Annotated in this window: 16 protein-coding genes and 1 pseudogene; 13 read left to right on the top strand and 4 right to left on the bottom strand. The window is 62.1% G+C overall.

Features of this window, described 5'->3' with window-relative positions:
- The 13 genes and pseudogenes from JX325_RS04290 to JX325_RS04240 form a co-directional block, all read left to right on the top strand.
- Positions 1–211: pseudogene (locus JX325_RS04290) on the top strand (flagellar motor switch phosphatase FliY); the annotation flags it as partial.
- A gap of 15 nt (positions 212–226) precedes the next feature.
- Entirely contained in the window at positions 227–811 is a 585-nt protein-coding gene (gene lepB / locus JX325_RS04285) for a signal peptidase I (RefSeq protein WP_204789935.1), read from the top strand.
- A 62-nt stretch (positions 812–873) separates the two neighbouring features.
- Positions 874–5,253, top strand: a complete 4,380-nt coding sequence (locus JX325_RS17925) for a fibro-slime domain-containing protein (protein ID WP_243413917.1) — start codon at positions 874–876, stop codon at positions 5,251–5,253.
- Between the two features lie 71 nt (positions 5,254–5,324).
- Complete coding sequence (locus JX325_RS04280; RefSeq protein WP_204789934.1) at positions 5,325–7,070, top strand: SpaA isopeptide-forming pilin-related protein; 1,746 nt, start codon at positions 5,325–5,327, stop codon at positions 7,068–7,070.
- Between the two features lie 56 nt (positions 7,071–7,126).
- The gene (locus JX325_RS04275) at positions 7,127–7,981 is read left to right on the top strand and encodes a class C sortase (RefSeq protein ID WP_204789933.1); all 855 of its coding nucleotides are present in this window, start codon (positions 7,127–7,129) and stop codon (positions 7,979–7,981) included.
- A 16-nt stretch (positions 7,982–7,997) separates the two neighbouring features.
- Positions 7,998–9,122, top strand: coding sequence for a Cna B-type domain-containing protein (locus tag JX325_RS04270; RefSeq protein WP_204789932.1), 1,125 nt, complete (start codon positions 7,998–8,000; stop codon positions 9,120–9,122).
- Positions 9,112–9,729: a sortase gene (locus tag JX325_RS18625; protein WP_374220583.1), complete on the top strand. Its 618-nt coding sequence runs from the start codon at positions 9,112–9,114 to the stop codon at positions 9,727–9,729. Before JX325_RS04270 ends, JX325_RS18625 begins: the two co-directional genes overlap by 11 nt.
- Before the next feature lie 15 nt (positions 9,730–9,744).
- Positions 9,745–10,827, top strand: a complete 1,083-nt coding sequence (locus tag JX325_RS04265; RefSeq protein ID WP_243413916.1) for a transglutaminase family protein — start codon at positions 9,745–9,747, stop codon at positions 10,825–10,827.
- A 10-nt stretch (positions 10,828–10,837) separates the two neighbouring features.
- On the top strand, positions 10,838–11,866 hold the full coding sequence (locus tag JX325_RS04260; RefSeq protein WP_204789931.1) for a type II secretion system F family protein: 1,029 nt from the start codon (positions 10,838–10,840) through the stop codon (positions 11,864–11,866).
- A gap of 4 nt (positions 11,867–11,870) precedes the next feature.
- Complete coding sequence (locus JX325_RS04255) at positions 11,871–12,194, top strand: hypothetical protein (RefSeq protein ID WP_204789930.1); 324 nt, start codon at positions 11,871–11,873, stop codon at positions 12,192–12,194.
- A complete protein-coding gene (locus tag JX325_RS04250; RefSeq protein WP_204789929.1) occupies positions 12,191–12,670 on the top strand; it encodes a DUF4860 domain-containing protein in 480 nt (159 codons plus the stop codon). The genes JX325_RS04255 and JX325_RS04250 overlap by 4 nt, the downstream gene beginning before the upstream one ends.
- A gap of 867 nt (positions 12,671–13,537) precedes the next feature.
- The gene (locus JX325_RS04245; protein WP_204789928.1) at positions 13,538–14,596 is read left to right on the top strand and encodes a type IV pilus twitching motility protein PilT; all 1,059 of its coding nucleotides are present in this window, start codon (positions 13,538–13,540) and stop codon (positions 14,594–14,596) included.
- A 59-nt stretch (positions 14,597–14,655) separates the two neighbouring features.
- Positions 14,656–15,408 carry a CAP domain-containing protein gene (locus JX325_RS04240; protein WP_204789927.1) on the top strand — a complete coding sequence of 251 codons (753 nt, stop codon included), beginning with the start codon at positions 14,656–14,658 and terminating at the stop codon, positions 15,406–15,408.
- Between the two features lie 248 nt (positions 15,409–15,656).
- Here the strand turns inward: JX325_RS04240 and JX325_RS04235 are convergent, their stop codons facing one another.
- From JX325_RS04235 to JX325_RS04220, 4 genes are all read right to left on the bottom strand, one after another.
- Positions 15,657–16,547, bottom strand: coding sequence for a sensor histidine kinase KdpD (locus JX325_RS04235; protein WP_204789926.1), 891 nt, complete (start codon positions 16,545–16,547; stop codon positions 15,657–15,659).
- Positions 16,548–16,559: 12 nt separating this feature from the next.
- Positions 16,560–17,366: an ABC transporter permease gene (locus tag JX325_RS04230; protein ID WP_204789925.1), complete on the bottom strand. Its 807-nt coding sequence runs from the start codon at positions 17,364–17,366 to the stop codon at positions 16,560–16,562.
- Positions 17,359–18,270, bottom strand: coding sequence for an ATP-binding cassette domain-containing protein (locus tag JX325_RS04225; protein ID WP_204789924.1), 912 nt, complete (start codon positions 18,268–18,270; stop codon positions 17,359–17,361). The genes JX325_RS04230 and JX325_RS04225 overlap by 8 nt, the downstream gene beginning before the upstream one ends.
- A 200-nt stretch (positions 18,271–18,470) precedes the next feature.
- Positions 18,471–19,151 carry a response regulator transcription factor gene (locus tag JX325_RS04220; RefSeq protein WP_204789923.1) on the bottom strand — a complete coding sequence of 227 codons (681 nt, stop codon included), beginning with the start codon at positions 19,149–19,151 and terminating at the stop codon, positions 18,471–18,473.
- Positions 19,152–19,270: the final 119 nt, after the last annotated feature.

Here is a 19,270-nt window from a genome sequence, read left to right as displayed (position 1 = left end):
GAAGGCGGCTCCGGCCCAGCCCGCCCCGGTCCAGGCGGCTTCGAGTCAGCCCGTTCCACCGCCCGCGGAGGAAGCGGCGCGGACGGCGGAGGAGCCATCAAAGCCCCCCGCTCCGGCGGCGCCCCCGAACCGCGCCCGGCGGCCTTTCGGGCTGAAGAGCAAGCAGGAGAAGGGAAAGTGGACGCTGTTTGTGGGCTGGCAGCATGACTGATAAGGAACGCGTGCCATGAAGAAAAAAGAGCAAAAGCTGGAGATTCCCTCCATTGCCCAGCTGGAAGTGGAGCTGAACCGGGAGAAGTACCGCTGGCGGTTTCGCCGGGTTCTCCGCAGCACCATTTACGCGCTGATTACCGTGGCCGCCGCCGCCGTGCTGGTGGCGACTTTGTGGATGCCGGTCCTCCAGATCGGCGGGAACTCGATGGCTCCCACTCTGACGGACGGCGAGATTGTGGTTTCCTGGAGAGGCTCCGGTTTTGAGACGGGAGATATCATCGCCTTTTACCACGACAATAAAATTCTGGTCAAGCGGGTCATCGCGGGCCCGGGAGACTGGGTGGATATCGACGAGAGCGGAACGGTGTACGTCAACGAAGAGGAATTGTATGAGCCCTACCTGGTGGAGAAAGCCCTGGGCGACTGCGATATCGCGCTGCCGTATCAAGTGCCGGAGTCCAAAATCTTTGTGATGGGCGACCACCGCAGCGTGTCGCTGGATTCCCGGAACACCGTTCTCGGATGCGTCGCCTACGACCAGATCGTAGGGCGGCTGCTGTTCCGCGTGTGGCCCCATCAAGCTGCGGGCCTCATTTAAACGATTAACCACGGAGCATGTGGTTTGTTCAGCGTATCTTGAAAGAAAGGAGTGCATGACATATGGGCGGCAACTTGTCCTCTCAGGTGGCACGTTGCATTGATGTCCACCAGCGAAGACGGCGGGGCCGGCAGGCGCTGACCGTTTTGGCTGCGATCGTGGTATTCTGCACGGTCTATGCGCTGATGATGCCGGCGGTTACAATGTCCAACCAGGTTATCTGCGGCCTGGAGGCTCATGTCCACAGCGACGAGTGCTGGACGGTTGAGCTCTCCGGGCCCCAGCCGGAGCTGGTCTGTGACGCGATGAGCTACGGCGGCGTGGTCATCCACCAGCACAATTCCTTCTGCTGCGACGAATACGGCGAGCTGGTCTGCGCTCTGCCGGAGGAGGAGATCCACCTCCACGATAAAAGCTGCTATCAGGAGCAGCGGNAGCTGATTTGCCGGGAGCTCCAGGAAGTGNGACATGTCCACGGCGCTTCCTGCTGGGCCTATGACCGGGGCGGGCTGATCTGCGGCCAGGCGGAGGAGGCGGAATCCCATATCCACTCGGACGCCTGCTACCAGACGGAGAGCCGCCAGGTGCTNTCCTGCGCCCTTTCCGAGGAGGAGCCCCATGTCCATGACGGCGGCTGCTACACCGCCAGGACATGGCAGGAGCTCGTCTGCGGCCNCTCCGAGTCGGAGGAGATTCTGGATGAAGAGGGCGGCGTGNTGGACGCCGGGCNCCGTCATNACGGCTCCTGCTATGCCGAGAAGACGGAGATGGAACTCTCCTGTACCCGGGAGGAGACGGAGGGCCACCGCCACGACGAAGGCTGCTATACCACGGAGGAGGAGCAGACGCTAGCCTGCGGCCTCGCCGTGGCCCAGGGCCATGTGCACGGCGAGGAGTGCTACGAGTGGGTCCAGCGGCTGGTGTGCCAGGAGGAGGAGCGGGAAGCCGGACACGTCCACACGGACGAGTGCTACCAGATTACCGAGCTTCTGGCCTGCCGCCGGCAGGAGCTGACGCCCCACGCCCACGATGAGAGCTGCTATGGCGAGGAGGGCGGCCTGCTGTGCGCCCGGCCCGAGGCCATAGTCCATGACCATGACGCGGACTGCGTCCATGTTCCCGAGGGAGAGATGGAGGAAATCCGCGCCCTGACCTGCGGGATGGAGGAGCATGAGCACACCGAGGGCTGCTATGTGGAGCTGGTTCCCAAGGAGGACGACGGGTGCCTGTGCGGCAAGCCGGCGCATCTCCACAAATCCGAGTGCTACTTCGAGGATGGGACGCTTTGCTGCACCATGGAGGAGCACGTCCATACGCTGGCNTGCATGCAGGAGNCCCTGCCGCAGGACCCGGAGCCGGAAGAGCCCGCGGGACTGTGGCTGGCGGAGGACTATGCGTATNNAAACGNGGAGTTCCTCCTGACCTTCCACATCAACGGCTACGCTTCCCTGGCGGAGGATGACGGGGAGGGAGCGGACGGCGTTCTCCCCGGAGAACCCGAGCACCGTCNCTCCNGCTTGCCTNATATTCCGGAAGATTCGGGCGCTTTGGAGGAACCGGATTTAAATAGTGAAGAGGTTCTTCCGCCGGCGGAGCCGGATCAAGGGCTGGCTGAGGCTGCGAGCATCCGCACCTTCTACGCTCTGCCGGACATGGAGGATCCCGGCGAGAACTATGGCATTGAGGACAGCGGTTTGGCGCCGCCACCTTCCGAGCCGGAGGGCGGGGAGTATCCGCCTCCCGCGGAGCCTGACATGGAACTTCCGGAAGATAGGCCTACCGTGGAACCTGATGGGGATTTCTCCGGGGGCTGGACATATCCGGATACTCCCGCTTTAGACGGCATAGACGGGCGGGCGGAGCTGGACCCGGCGGACGTGGTGTTCTCCGTGGAGTTCCAGGAGGACGGCGAGGCCTATGAGAGCCTGGCCGCCCGGGCCGAAGAGCTGAGTGAGGACGAGGTGCTTTTGCTCCGGGTCCTAACCCTGACCGCCACGATTGACGGACGGCCTCTGGACCTCTCCGCCTGTACGGTGGAGGTGGAGGTGACCCTGTCTGCACAGATGCTGGAACAGCTGGAGGNTTTCAGCGAAAACCAGCCTCTNGGCATCAGNGCGGACGGCGAGGGCGCTGTGGACGGCGACGAAGCCGAGGCGGCGGCGCCGAGCCTGACCCTGGTGGCCTACAGCGAGGAGACCGGCGGAGCGGTAAACGAGCTGGGGAGCGTGACGGTGAACGATCTGGGCAGCGCGGCGGAGCCCGAGGCTCAGCCCAGGATGACCTTCACTACCCGGGGCGGCGATCCGACGGGACTGTCCCTGCTGATGAACGTGTATCCGGTGTTCACGGTGGAGTACTACGCGTGGATTAAGGAGCCCGCCAAGAGCGGCGGGGCCGCCTCGCTGTCCTTCATCGACACCAGCGCGGAAAACAACGGCGGAACGGCAAGGCTGCCGCAAAACGGCACGACGCCGAACACCATGAATCTGCAGCTGAACGCGGACGGAACCGTCCTGTTTGCCCAGCCGAAGATCACGCGGGTCTATAAGGACAAAAAATTCCAGTTCAACCCCAACAAGGATGAGCTGACCATCGCGAAAATGTTCGGCATGATGGAAAACACCCATTATGACATCAGCGAGCTCTGGGTGCTGAAGGACGGCGTGGAATTTGAAGCGGCCGAGGCGGTCCAGACCGACGAGGAAGCGGCGCAGTACTGGGACGTCTACAGCGAGAACCTGGATGGGCTGCGCTTCACGAACAACCCCAAGGCGGCCNGCGAGACGGTTATCCCCATTACATCCGAAACCCGCTTCCGGCTGGTGTATACCCAGCGCCAGGATACGATGGTAAACGACAAATCCGTCTTCTACGACTACGACATCACCGACGGAGTCCAGAGCGGAAGCAATCCGGTTACGGTAAATACCAAGCGGCAGGGCATCAACAACCCCGGCAACTACCCGGAAGGCACAACGGACGCGAAATTCGGCTTCGGCAACGCCAACACAGGTTCCGGCCTGGAAGATGAGACCTGGCACGGGCACACGCTGAACAGGATCAACGGGGACCGTGGATATGAGGGATGCACCTTTGGATTGGTGCAGAGCTTTGCCGGCGGCAGCGTGGTGTACAGCAACGGAGTGGCGGGACCGAACCTCTTCGGCGGTTCGCCGGCCACGGGTAAGACCTGCTACGACCAGTACTCTCTGGAGTTCTTGCAGGAGGGCGACACCCACACGCTGAGCGCCGTGAAGGAGGGCGGCCGCGTTGTCCTGGGTAATCTGCAGAATTTCGGACATCCGGGGAACTACACGAGCATCTGGACCAACGGCATACGCGACGGCGCCGTGGGCTTCTGGCCGCTGGACGGACTGAAGGGCGAAGACCCGGCGTTTGGTGCTCCGAAGGCCACGCTGGGGGCAAATAACACGCCTGTAACAAATATAAAATACGATGACAACACATGGCACCGCCTGCCCGTAAGCGACAACGGCCAGGACCACAACGCCTTCTTCGGCATGAACTACTCCGTGCAGTTTGAGCTGTCCGAGGAGTACGTGGGGCCCCTGGAGTACTATTTCTACGGCGACGACGACATGTGGGTCTTCCTGGGCAACGAGCTGGTGTGCGACATTGGCGGCGTCCACAGATCCGTGGGCGAGTATGTGGACCTCTGGGACNACATCCCCGGAGGNCGGGAGGACCACGAGGCGAATACCTACACCCTCAGCGTCTTTTTCACCGAGCGGGGCGCCTCCGGCTCCACCTGCTGGATGCAGTATACCCTGCCCAACGCCATGGCGGTGCCGGTCATTAAGGCTCCGAACCAGGAGAACACGCCCCTCACCATTCAAAAGGCAGTGGACGGAAATCTGGTGACCGACGAGCTGCGGGAGACCTTCTACACCTTCGATCTGACGCTGATCAATACCATGGAAATCTATCAGGCGACGGTGTACGACGAACAAGGCCGCCCGGTGCTCATGAAAGAGGCGGACGGCGTGCTGGTGTACGACGAGGAAAACGACGGCGACCAGACCAAAACGCGCTCTTTCTCGATATCCGGCGGCGAGAAGCTGGTCTTCACGCTGCGGGACGGGTGGTATCTGCGGATTGCGGACCTCTCGCCCTACGCGGGCTATGACGTGAACGAGATTTTCCCGGAAGGCGAGCCGCCGGAGGGATGCACCACCACTGTGCAGGTGACCAAGGGATCCGTCGAGAACCCGGCGGCGAGTGGAACCAACGGCCACGACGAGTCCATGGGTATGGACAAAACGACGGTTACCTTTACAAACATGTTTGCGTATGAGCTGCCCGAGACCGGAGGGTCCGGGACCATCCCGTATACTTTGGCCGGAGGACTGCTGGCAACGGCGGCGCTTTGGCTGTGGTATAGAAAGAAAACCGCAGAAGGGAGGGGGGCAGACAAGGCATAAGGGCGGAATGCCCCTTCTCCCCACGCAAAATTCAAAGAGAGAATCCCAAGCATAAGGAAGGAGATCATAAGATGAAACACATGAAGAAGCTGAGCAGCCTGCTGCTCGTCCTGGTTCTGGCGCTGGCCCTGGCCGTGCCGGCGCTGGCGGCGGACTTTGCCAAGTTCACGGAGGCGGCGGGCAACACCACCACCCACGAGCTGTTCAAGGTCATGGACGCCACGCTGGACGGCGCGTCCCTAAAGGACTTTACATGGCCCAGCGGAACCAGCGCTCAGTTCGACAAGGCCAAGTTTATCAGCGGCATGCAGAGCCTGGATGTTCAGAGCGGCCCCGCCACGAACGCGGCCACTCGGGCCAAGGAGCTCTTCAGCGCCCTGCCCGCGGGCTACACGGACGATAACATCGCGGAGGCGCTTGACACGCTGCGCCGGGAGCATCCCGAGCATTCCGGCGAAGTCGTCGCCGACGTGCTGCAGGACGCGCGGACCACGACTCCGCCCCTGGCCCTGGGCTCCCAGCTCACCCCCGGCTACTACATGATCAAGGCCACCTTTGCCAACGGGACGACCCGGAATTACCTGTACAACATCCAGGGCACCGAGGGCGAGATCGTCATCCAGGATAAGGGAGAGCTTCCCCCGACGACGCCTGAGGTGTTCAAGAAGGTGCAGGATGCCGCCGGCAACTGGGTGAACGCCGTCGACTACCCGGAGNGCGAGGTTTTCCAGTTCCAGCTGAGCGCCCCCATCAAGAGCTATACCCCCGGAAACGGCGTGACCCACGTGATGACCTTCCACGACCAGATGGATGCTTCCCAGCTGGAGGTCCCCACTGCCGTCAAGGGCGTCTACATTCTCCGCACGAATGAGGACGGAACCACGGTCCGGGCGGATGTGAGCAACTTTACCTTTGACAAGAATCAAAAGGATGCCTGTGTAAACAAGGGCACCCAGTGCGCTTTCCNCGTCTNCCTTGACGCCGCGGCGGNCAAATTCCCGGACGGCTCCGGCATCCAGAACGGCGACATGGTCTACGTGGAATACGAGTCCAAGCTGCTGCCAGACGCCAACGTGGGCGCCGCCGGGAACAAAAACGGCGTCTGGGTGGAGACCCCTTCCGGCCCCAGCGAAATCGTTGAGGTCACCGTGTACACCTTCACCCTGGTGGCCGACAAGGTGGACGGCGGAAACAACAACGCCCCCCTGCCCGGCGCGACCTTCCAGCTCTCCAAGCAGGACGCCGAAGGCAACTGGGTGGCCGTCGGCGGAAAAATCGGTACGCCGGTCCATGTGGACGCAGACGGAAAACCCATCGACGACCAGGGCAACCCTGTCTCTGAGGGCGGCCAGCTCTGGTATGAGATCACGGGCGAAGACGGCAGCGTGACCCTCACCACCGATGGACAGACCAATTCCACCTTCCCCAAGCTGGACGAGGGCAAGTATAAGCTGGAAGAGGTTGACTACCCCATGACCCCCGACGGGAAGAAGTACAACCAGGCGGGCCCCTACTTCTTCGAGGTCAAGGCCACATACAATAAGGATAAAGACGGAAACCCCGTCAGCCTGGCGAGCATCACAGTCACGGTCCAGGACAAGGACGGAAACCCCATCCCCCAGAACAAACCCATTGAGCTGGGCGTTGGCGGGGACCAGGGTACGGTCTCTACCCAGGTTGTGAACAACACCGGACTGCAGATGCCCGAGACCGGCGGCATCGGCACCACCATTTTCTACATTGTGGGCGGCGTCCTGGCCGCGGGCGCGGTGATTCTGCTGATTACCAAGCGGCGCATGAGCGTCGAAGAAGAGTAAGCCCCTTTCCGCCGCGCCGCGGGAAGACCGCGGCGCGGCGGAGGGAGTGAACGAACATGAAAAAACATCTGTCCACCGCGCTTCTCCTCCTGGTCCTTCTGGCCGGGGTTGCCCTTTTGCTTTACCCCACCGCCAGCGACTATTGGAATTCCTTCCACCAGTCCCGGGCAATCGCCGGTTACGCCGAGAGCGTTTCCGGGCTGAACGCCGTGGATTACGAGCATATCTGGCGCAGCGCCAGGGACTACAATGCCCGGCTGCTGGAGCGGGCGAACCCCTTCCGGGTCCTGGAGGAGGACGAGGCGGACTATAACGGCGAACTGAATGTGGGAAACAACGGGATCATGGGCTACAGCGAGATTCCCGGTATCGAGGTGAGCNTGCCTATTTACCACGGCACCAGCGACGGCGTGCTCCAGGTGGCCGTGGGCCACTTGCAGGGCAGTTCGCNGCNGNTGGGCGGGCCCTCCACCCACTGTGTCCNTTCGGGACACCGGGGGCTGCCCAGCGCGAAGCTCTTTACGAACCTCGACCAGCTGGCCGAGGGCGACATCTTCATGCTCCGCNTTCTCAACGAGACGCTCACCNATGAGGTGGACCAGATTCACATCGTCCTCCCGGACGAGATGGGGGATCTGGTGGTTCAGGAGGGGCAGGACCACTGCACCCTGATTACCTGTACGCCTTATGGCGTCAATACCCATCGCCTCCTGGTCCGCGGAAAGCGGATCGAGACCCCGGAGGCGGCCTCCTCCGCCCGCATCACGGCGGACGCCGTGCGCATCGACCCCATTCTGGTGGCTCCGGTGGCGGCGGCTCCCATGCTGCTGGCCCTGTTCATCTGGGCCATCGCGGCCCCCGGCGGGGGAAAGAAGAAATCTTCCGGCAAGCGCGTCAAGANGCAATCGTAGGAAAGGCAGGCGTACCATGATGAAGCTGAGACAAGGATTTAAACGGGCCGCGGCGGCTGCGCTGGGCCTGCTCCTGTGCGCCGTCTGCCTCACACGGCCCGCCGGAGCCGTCATAAACAGGAATATTCCCGTGATTTCCGGGGAGCCCTGTAGTCTGACACTGGACTTTAAGGACCCCGGCGTCACGTTTCACCTTTACCGCGTCGCCANCGTCAGCGCCGGCGTGCGCTACACGCTGCTGCCCATGTTCTCCAATGACCCGTATTTTCCCCAGGTCATGGATTTCAACAACATCACCAAGGCCAGCCAGTGGGCGGACCTGGCCACCACGCTTCGCCCTTATTTAGAGCGGTATTACTCCCCCATGAGGACCGTCACGACGAACCGAAACGGCGTGGCCGTGTTTGACGATCTCCCCGTGGGGCTCTATCTGGTTTCCGGGGACCCCTACTCTGTTACGAAAGCCAATGGCGAGATCCGGGACTATCAGCCCTCCTCCTACTTCGTGTGCCTGCCCTACTGGACGGACCAGAGCGGCGGGGGGGAGGAATGGGTCTACGACCTGGTTGTGAACGGGGCCAAGAAGGACGAGATTCCCCACGAGACCGTCTCGCGGCGGGTCATCAAGATCTGGTCCGCCGGTACCCGCAAAGAGCCGGTGATCGTGGATCTGCTGCGTAACGGCCAGGTAGTGGATACGGTGGAGCTGTCTGTCCGCAACAACTGGCGCTATGAGTGGACGGATCTGGAGCCGGGCTACCGCTGGGAGGTTCTGGAACGGCCCGGGTCCTACCAGGTCAGCATTTCCCAGACCGGCGGGACCTACCGGATTGTCAACTCCAACCCGCTTCCGCCCCAGACGGACCGGGACGACGACCCACCCGGCACAACGACCACCACCACGCCCCCTTCGCCGGACATTCCCCTGGAGGACACGGAGGTGCCCCTGGATCAAACGCCCTACCTGGACCCGGACTACGATTCCGACGAGATTGAGATAGACGACGAGGACGTTCCTCTGGCGAGGCTGCCCCAGACCGGGCAGCTCTGGTGGCCCGTACCCCTGCTGGCGCTGACCGGCATGGGCCTGTTCTTCTTTGGCTGGGGCCGGCACAGAAGGGGGGAGACGGATGGAGAATAAGAAGGGCGCGTTCTGCATGGCGGCGGGATTTCTGCTGGTGCTGGCGGCCCTGCTGCTGACCGGGTATAACGTGTGGGACGAGGGCCGCGCCGGCGACGCCGCCGACGCGACCTTCCAGGCGCTGAAATTCCAGACCGAAGAGGGCCGGGAGGAGCTGCCGGAATATATCCTGCCCGATTATCTGGTGGACCCCCGGTTTGAGATGCCGACGGTGGAGATCGACGGCTATGACTATATCGGCTATTTGNATATTCCGTCCCTGGAGCTGAGTCTGCCGGTTATGAGCGAGTGGAGCTATCCCCAGCTGAAGATTGCTCCCTGCCGCTACGCCGGGTCGGTTTATTTGGACGATATGATACTCGCCGCCCACAATTACGACCGGCATTTCGGCCGTCTGAAAANNCTGGAGGGCGGCGAGCTGGTTCGCTTTACGGATGTGGACGGGAACGTCTTTGATTTTTCTGTGACGGAGCTGGAGCTGCTCTGGCCCGAGCAGACGGAGGAAATGCTCTCCGGCGAGTGGGATTTAACGCNTTTTACCTTTANCNTAGGCGGACGGCAGCGCGTCACGGTGCGCTGCGACCGGATAGAGAATATGGCCGGCTGAGAAAGGAGGCCACGCATGATGCGTAACGGCAAACAAATTCCCGTGCTGCTGGCACTGTTGTGCCTGCTGCTGCCGGGTTGCGCCGAAACGGCGACAGACGAAGCCGCCTTTGGAGATTTCAGCGGCGAGACCCTGTATGCCAGAACCGCCACGGATGAGGAGGCCTTCGGGCTTGCAAAGGAGAGGGCGGCTGAAAGTGCCGAAACCATTCCCCAGGAGGATTCCCAGGACCAAACGCCTTTGGAAGAGGAAACGGTGACGCTGGAGGACGAAGAGGCGGTGCCCCTGGCGGCTTCGCCCATGCTGCTGCCCGTGGCGGGCGGCACCGCCGTGGAGAGCGNCGGTGGGGCGGAAATCGACTACTCCAACATTTCGGACGGCTACGTCATGGTCCGCCACGCCGGGGCCAACAGCAAGCGGCTGCGCGTGCAGGTGGTGGGACCCAATACCACCTATACCTACGACCTTCCCACCGGCGGCTGGTCCACCTTCCCCCTGTCGGACGGCAACGGGAGCTATAAGGTGATGGCCCTTCAGAACACCGAGGGGAAAAAGTACGCGAAGCTGGCATCCGTCACGTTCCAGGTGGCGCTGACGGATGAGTTCGCCCCGTTCCTGCGGCCCAACCAATACGTGGATTACGGCGCCGCCCCCAACACTGTGGGAAAGGCGGCGGAGCTGACCGCGGGCAGCAGCGACGGATTGGACAAAGTGGCCAAGGTCTATGACTTTGTGGTTGGGAATCTGACCTATGACGAGAAGAAGGCCGCGACGGTAAAGAGCGGCTATCTGCCGGTGCTGGACACGGTGCTTTCCACCAAGACGGGTATTTGCTTCGACNACGCGGCCCTGATGACGGGGATGCTGCGCTCCCAGGGGGTCCCCTGCAAGCTGGTCGTGGGCTACGCCGGTAAACAGTACCACGCCTGGGTCAGCGTCTGGACGGAGAAAACCGGCTGGGTAGATAACATTATCTACTTTGACGGCAGCACCTGGCAGCGGATGGACCCCACCTTCGCCTCCTCCGGGAAGAGCAGCGCGTCCATCATGCAGTACATCGGCGACGGAAAAAACTACACCGTCAAATATCTCTATTGAGGAGCATCACATGAAACGAACGTTGAGTTACGGAGAAATCGCCGAAGTGAGCCTGGAGCTGTCTCTGCTTCTCCATGCCGGTGTGGGGACGGGGGACGCGCTGTACCTGCTGGGGGAGGATTCGCCCCACAAGAAGCTGCTGTCCGCCATGGCGGACGAGGTGGACGGCGGGGCCGCGTTGGCGTCCGCTATGCGCAGCAGCGCGGCGTTTCCCACCTATGCCTGCGGCTTGGTAGAGGTGGGTGAGAGGACCGGGCGGACCGAGGAGGCGCTGGCGGCCCTTTCCCGGTACTATGAGGACCGGGTGCGGATGGACCGGCGGGTGCGCAGCGCGCTGCTGTACCCGGCGGTGATGCTGGCGCTGATGCTGGTGGTAATCGGCGTGCTCCTGGTGAAGGTCCTGCCGATTTTTGACGATGTGTACGCCTCCCTGGGCACCCGGCTTACCGGCGTGGCCGCGGGCCTTTTGACCATGGGCCGGTGGCTGGAGGGCGCGCTGCCTGTTTTTTGGGCCGTGCTGGCGGCGCTGGTGCTGATAGGGTTCCTCTTTACGGCGGTAGGGCCGCTGCGGCGGAGCCTGGTCTCCTTCTGGCAGCGCGGCCATGGGGACCGGGGCGTCAGCCNGAAGCTGAACAACGCCCGNCTGGCCCAGGCCATGGCCATGGGCATGGCCAGCGGGCTCCCCCTGGAAGAGGCGCTGGGCCTGTCCGCCGGATTGGTGGAGGGCGGCGCGAGGCGGCGGTGCGAGGACTGCCGGAAGCGGTTGGACAACGGCGAGGCGCTCAGCGCCGCGCTGAAGGCCAGCGGTTTGCTGCCCGCAAGCCAGAGCCGCCTTTTGGAGCTGGGCCAGCGCGGCGGCGCGGGGGACGCCTCCATGGAGAAGATCGCCCGGGACCTGAGCGAGGAGGGCGAGGCCGCCCTGGACGCCGCGGTGAGCCGGGTGGAACCTGCGCTGGTGTTGCTTTGTTCCGTGCTGGTGGGGCTGATTTTGCTGTCGGTTATGCTGCCCCTGATGCACATCATGTCGGCGATTGGGTGAGCGTATGAGGAGAAAACATTCCCTTCTGCCCTCCCTGCTGANGGGCTTGCTGCTGCCGGTCATTGCGGCGGCGGCTTTGCTGTTCTTTGCCATGGCCGTCAACAACCTTGACGGCGGGCGGACGGAGGAGGACCGGCGGCAGCTGGAGGAGTCGCTGCGCCGGGGTTGCGTGGCCTGCTACGCCGCCGAGGGCGTTTATCCTCCCACGCTGTCCTATCTGGAGGAGCACTATGGCCTGCAGATTGACGAGGAGCGCTACACCGNNCATTACTCCGCCTTTGCGGAGAATCTGATGCCGGATATCACGGTTCTGGAGAACACGCCATGAAAAGACGGGGAATACAACATCATCTGGACGGGCTTTTGGCGCTGCTGCTGTTTGGCGTTTTCACGGTGTGCGTGCTGTCGGTGCTGCTGACGGGGGCGCGGGCCTACCGCCGCCTGACGGTCCGGGATCAGGCCTCTTACAGCCGCAGGACCTGCGCCCAGTACATCGCAACCCGGGTGCGCCAGGCGGACTGCCTGGGCGGCGTGACGGTGGAGCCTTTTGGAGGCGCCGCCGCGCTGGCCTTTACGGAGGACGGCTTTACCACCAGGGTCTATTGGCATGACGGTTATCTGATGGAGCTCTACGCGGGAGAGGACGCGGAGCTTTCCCCGGAGGACGGGGAGCGGATCATGGAAGCGGAATCCCTATCCCTGTCGCTGCGGCGGGGACTGCTGACGGTGGACGTTACCGGAGACTCCGGTCAGCCCGACCGTCTGTTTCTGCTTCTTAGAAGCGGAAGGGGGGNGGTCTCATGAAGAGCCGCGCGNCCCTGGCCCTGATGGAACAGATGGTGATGCTGCTGGTGTTTGCCCTGGCGGCGGCGCTGTGCCTTCAGGCCTTTGTAAGATCGGACAACATCTCCCGGCAGAGCGAGGCGCGGGATCGGGCGGCCATGCTGGTCCAGTCCGCCGCGGAAGCCATTCAGTCCTATGGCGGAGACGCCTGCGACGCCTTTGCCGGCGCGGCGGAGCTGCTGGGCGGACAATATGAGCAGGGCCTTTTGTGGGTGGATTACGACGAGGACTGGAACCTGGGCGGAGATGCCTACCGGCTGGAGGCCCAGGGCATTTTGTCGGAAAATCCCGCTTTGCGGGAGGCCGCCGTGCAGATGGTGGACGCCCGGNGCAAGCCTATTTTCTCCNTTCAGATTGCGTNGCAGGGGGAGGTGCGCGGCAATGGGTAACGAGAAACGCGCGCTTCCGCCCGCTGTGGGCGGCAGCTCCCTTTTAACGGTGTTTGCCGTGCTGTGCCTGAAGGTGTTTGCCCTGCTGTCCCTGGCGNCGGTTCANGCGGACGCGCGGCTGTCGGACGCTTCCGTTCAGACGGTGGCGGGGTATTATAAGGCCGATCACGCCGCCCAGGAAATTTTGGCCTGCCTGCGGAGCGGCGCACCCCTGCCGGAGGGACGCACGGTGCGGGCCACGCACGGCCCCGACCACAAGGGAACGCTTTTTTCCTACACCTGCCCCATCTCCGGCACGCAGAACCTGGAGGTGGAGGTCATCGTGGAGGAGGACGGCGGCTATACCATTTTGCGCTGGCAGGCGTGTCCTGCGGCCGAGTGGGAGAGCGACGATTCCCTGGACCTGTGGGACGGCGTACTGTTTTAAAGGAGGCTTTCTATGTCAAAGCTGTTGGAATACTTGCAGCGGGTGGTGACCGACAAGGCGTCGGACCTCTTTCTGGTGGCGGGCGGGCCGATCTGTGAGAAGCTGGAAAAGCGTCTCCAGCCCATCAGCGAGGACCGGGCTTACCCGCGGGATACGGAGAACCTGATTCGGGAGATTTACCAATTGGCGGGACGGTCCATAGACCGCTATCTTCAGCAGGGGGACGACGACTTTTCCTTCTCCGTGGCCGAGCTGGCCCGCTTCCGGGTCAACGCGTACCGGCAGAGAGGGTCCATGGCGGCAGTGGTGCGGGTGGTGTCGTTTGAGATTTCGAACTGGAAGAGTCTGGGCATTCCTGAGCAGGTGATGAACCTGGCCGCCGTGGACCACGGCATGGTGCTGGTCACCGGCACGGCGGGCAGCGGAAAATCTACCACCCAGGCCTGTGTCATTGACCGGATCAACCGTACCCGGGAGTGCCACATCATCACGCTGGAGGACCCCATCGAATACCTTCACCGGGACCGCAAAAGCATCGTGAGCCAGCGGGAGATTTCCATCGACACGGAGGATTATCCCTCGGCCCTGCGGGCCTGCCTGCGGCAGGCGCCGGACGTTATCCTCCTGGGTGAGATGCGGGACCAGGCGACCATCCACACCGCCATGACGGCGGCGGAGACCGGGCACCTCCTCATCGCCACCCTGCACACCAAGGGCACGGTAAATACCATAGACCGCATTGTCGATACNTTNCCNAGCGGACAGCAGGNTCAGATTCGGNTGCAGCTGNGCATGGTGCTGCATACCGTAGTCTCGCAGNAGCTGCTGCCGGGGACCCGNGGCGAGCNGGTGCCCGCCTTTGAGATTATGCACATGAACAGTGCCATTCGAAGCTTGATTCGGGACAGCAAGACCCATCAAATCGACAATGCGATCGCCGCGGGGGGCGGCGAGGGAATGGTTACCATGGACCAGTCAATATTGGCCCTTTGCAAGGCAGGGGCCATCACACCGGANACGGCGCTCANCTATGCGGATAATCCCGAGCAGCTGCGCCGCCGTTTAGGCTGAACCACAGGCAAAGCATGAGAAGGGGGGGAGCGGGAATAAACAGGAAGTTGACGCCGTTTTTGCTGGGCCTTTTAACCGGAGCCCTGCTTTTTGGAGGGATTACGGCGGTTGCCGCCGGTGTTGCGGCGGAACCCTCTAAGCACGCGATCTATGTGGACGGCCGCCAAGTGCCGATGGCGGCCTATAGAATTGCGGGGAACAACTATGTCAAGCTTCGGGATATCGGCAAGGCGCTGGACGTGAACGTCTATTGGCAAAACGGGGTGCAGATTGACAGTGCAGCCCCCTACACCGGCAATCCGCCCACGATCCTGGATGACGTGCCGGTTCCCGGTGCGGCCTCTCCCGCCGGGGAGACGGATATGATCCGGCAGGATATCATCGACCGCACCAACGCCCTTCGAAAGGACAACGGCCTTCCCGCCCTGGAGACGGACCCCTTGCTGATGGCGGCGGCCCAGGTGCGGGCGGACGAGATGGCGGCGACTTCCATCTACTCCCATATCCGCCCGGACGGCACCCGGCGTACGACGGTGACGGACTGCCCGTATACCACCGAGAATATCCACTGCATCGCTTCCGACAGGGTGGAGGACCCGGAGAGGGACCTGGGGCAGATTGCGGTGGAAGAGTGGGAGTCCTCGCAGGACCACCGGAGCGGGATGCTGGACAAGACCCGGTCCAGTATCGGCGCCGGCGTGGCCAAGGGGATCTGTCCTGTGAACGGTGAGCCCTGTTGGTACTGCGTCCAGTGGTTCCTCAGGGACGGCTATGAGATAACCTGGGTGGACGAGCCCCTCATACAGCGATAGGCAGAAAGTAACCGCCGCGGAGCACAGGCTCCGCGGCGGTTTGATTCTGTCTTCCCTTTGCCCGTTTGGGGACGAGGGCGCTGATTTGCGCACCGCTGTAAACGGCGGCAACCGCTTACTTCCGACCTTTCAGTTCGGAAGTAATATAAGGTGTTTCTTGTTCGCGGATGCTCCGGCAAGGCTGCGCCGGAGGAAAAACGGGAATAGTCAATTCTATATCCCACTGCTGTGACGCTCCGCTCGGAACGTTACTTTGCCGGCGGCTCCATCGCGGAGAGCCGCAGACTAATCTGAAGCTCGTTTCCCATAATCTGCGCGGACGCCTGCCCGCCCATCCGCTCCATCAGCTCCCGCACGATGGAAAGGCCCAGACCGGCCCCGCCCGCTGCCCGGTCAGGACTGCTCTGATAAAACCGGTCAAACAGGCGTTCCGGGTCCGGCTTGGGGCCGGGAGGCAGTTCGTTGGAAAAGCAGATCGTCTGATCCTGACCAGAGATGGTCAGCCCGCCGCCGCCGTGGCGCAGGGCGTTGGCGATCAGGTTGCGATACGCCCGGCCCAGGGCTTCCGGGCTGGCCCAGACCGTCATATCCTCCCGGTCAAACCGCAGCTTCGGCTCCACTCCCGCCGCCTCCAACTGGGGATAAAACTCCGCCAGGGCGTCCCACAGGGGCGGCAGGGCCGCCGTCGTTTCACATTCCAGCGGCAGAGAGCCGCCCTGAAGGCGGGTGTAGAGGAACAGCTCTTCTAAAAGCTCTTCCAGCTTTTCCAGCCGCTCACGCACGATGTCCAGATACTCCGTCTGACGCTCGGGATCTTCCTCCNGCAGNTGCNAGTAGCCCATGGCCCCCGCCAGAGGGGTGCGGATGTCGTGGGAGATGCAGGTCATGGTGTACTTCAGCTCCTGCTCCCGCTTCTGAGNCTCCAGTCGGAGCTGCCGCCCCTCCTCTAGACGCTGGTTGACCGCCCGGCACAGCCGCCGCGGCGCCATACCGAAGGTCCTCACCGTCAGGCGCAGATTGCTCTCCGGTGGGGTCTCCTCCAGTACCCGGGCCATTTCCAGCAGCTGGGCGCGGTAAGCCCACAGGCGCAGCAGAGCGGACCCCAGGGCGGCAAGGGCCAGGATCAGGGCAGGCAGCATGGAAATTCCTCCTTAAATATCCCGCTTTTCCATGGACAACAGGCTTCCCATTCCGTAAAGGACCGCCCATGCAAGGGTACAGGCCAAAATCGTTTGAATGGGAGTAATCCCGCTTTCAGGCGAATAGACGCCTTTTACCGCGGCGGCGAGAAAATACTGCTCCAGGGGAGGCCAGCGCAGCAGCCTTCCCAGCATTCCCACCAGAGCGACCGTCAGCCCGCTNCCGGCTACCAGGGACAAAATGATGCCCAGGGTGGTGCTCCGGGTCAGCAGGACCAGAGCCAGGGTCATGAGGGCAAAAGCCCAGTGGGGCAGCCACATCCAAAGGACATACCGCAAAATCTGAGAAATGGAATCCGGCGCCGGGTACATGTGGATCAGCACGGGGAGCAACAGCATCAGCAGGACGGATAAAACGGTGATGATTCCGCTGTAAATGCCCGCCAGGGTAATTTTTGAAAGGACATAATCCCGGCGGCGGGGATTGATGCAGCAGATGTTTTTGATAAATCCGCTGGAAAAATCACCGTTTACAAACAAGGTCATGCCAATCCCGGTCATGACCAGCAAAAAGCCGCTGCCCAAGGTTTCGTGCATGAGGTCCAGCTGTGACATATTTTGGATGTACTCGCTCATCATGCGGTCGGACTCTATGATTTCCGCGCCCTGCGCCTCCATCGCATCCATCATTTCCGGGTCCGCGATAGCGTAAGCCATGACCGTCACCATCATCAGAAGAACAGCCGTCACACCCAGGATGATAGAAAAGCTCCGGCTTTTGAACAGCCGCCGTAGGTCCATACGCAGCATATTAAACATGATCCGCACCTCCCATGCGCTCCAGGAAATAGCTCTCCAAATCCTGCCTATGCAGGCTCAGCTCCTCCACCGCGATGCCCGCCTGGATGAGAATCCGCCCCACGGTTTTGGCGTCCACGGCTTCGTAAATCCGGATCTCGCCCTCCGGCCGCATTTCCCAGCGGCTTAAGTGGAGATCCCGCTCCAGCAGGGCCGCCGTTTTCCGGGTCTGGTCCGTTTGTAGGCGCAGATAATCCGTGCATTTCTGCGCAAGCTCCCCGCTGGTGATCTCTTCCACCATACGGCCCTGCTGGATAATGCCGTAACGGGTGGCAATTTTGCTCAGCTCTCCCAGGATATGGGAACTGATCAAAAGGGTCAGTCCCCGCTCCCGGTTCAGCCGCAGCAGCAGCTCCCGCATCTCCCGGATGCCTTCCGGGTCCAGGCCGTTGATCGGCTCGTCCAGCAGCAGAAGGTCGGGCCCGCCCAGCAGGGCCACGCCAACCCCCAGCCGCTGTTTCATGCCCATGGAGTAGTGTTTGACCGGCTTTTTCTCCTTCGGGGACAGGCCCACGGTCTCCAGAATCTCGTCCACCTGCCGCGCCGGGCTGTCCAGCCCCAGCAGCGTGGCATACAGCCGTAAATTTTCCCGGCCGCTCAGATCGGGGTAGAGCCCCGGCTGTTCAATGAGGGCGCCCACCTGGCGGCGGGCCACCGGGTCCTGGATGGGCTTGCCGAAGATCAGGGCCTCTCCCCGGGTGGGGCGGGCCAGGCCGCACAAGAGCTTCAGGGTGGTGGATTTGCCCGCGCCGTTCCGCCCGATGAAGCCATAGATGTCTCCTTGTTCCACCCGCAGATCCAGGTGGTCTACTGCCCAGTTGTCCTTATAGCGTTTGGACAGGCCCATAGTCTGTATCACTGCCATAGAAAAGCCTCCTTTTTGTTTGCAGGTTCAGCCTAACAGGTGAGTGCCCAAACATCGCAAAGGAAAGGTAAAAAAAGTGCAAAGTTTACGTGACCATGCCCGCTTTGGCCGGGATTACCGCCCCGGCTTCCCTCCGGCTCGGACAAAACCCAGCCCCGCCGAGGGGGGCTTTTGCCCTCGTTTCAGTCCGTCCGGCGCGGCTAAGCGCGTGCTTCTGCCAGCTTGAATCCGATGCCCCATACGGTCTGGATGTAGCCGTCTGTACCGCTGGGCCGCAGCTTGGCGCGAATGTTGCTGATATGGACGGTGATGGTTTTGTCCTCCACCGCGTATGCCTCCTGCCAGACCGCCTCGTAAATCTGCTGTTTGGTAAACACCCGCTTGGGGCGGCCCGCCAGCAGCTCCACGATCTTAAACTCGTGGGCGGTAAGATTGACCGGCTGGCCGGCGGCGGTCAAGGTCATCTCCTCCAGATTCAGCACCCAATCCCGGAAGCAAAGGAGTTCTCCCGAAGGGGCGGCGCTCATGTGGCGCAGCTGCACCAGGATTCTTGCCCACAACTCCTCCAGCTGATAGGGCTTGGTCAGGTAGTCGTCCGCTCCCAGCCCCAGAAGCTCTACCTTGTCGGACAGTTCCGTTTTGGCTGACAGCACAATCACCGGCACCCGGCTGGACCGGCGTATCTCTCTAATCAGTTCACTGCCGGAAAGTCCCGGGAGCATCAGATCCACCAGCAGCAGATCCGCGCCGCCCGTCTGCCAGAGCAGCCGCCCTTCCGTGCCGGAAAACGCCTGACTGCACAGGCAGCCTTTCCGCCGCAGATATTCGGCGGTGGAGTTGTTGATGTCGGTATCATCTTCGACGATCAGAATATGGGGCATAAGGAAGCCTCCCTTGACGTTTGATCCGGCGTATGAGAAAGACTAATGTCATTAAGTTAGGAATAAGGAGAAGATAAAGTCAAAAAAAGATGTAAAAAGGGGTTGACAAAGGAGGAAAA

The organism is Oscillibacter sp. CU971 (assembly GCF_905219725.1).
Classification (GTDB): Bacteria; Bacillota; Clostridia; order Oscillospirales; family Oscillospiraceae; genus Oscillibacter.
The sequence above is the reverse complement of the archived record's forward strand: the minus strand, read 5'-3'. Positions and strand labels throughout refer to the sequence as shown.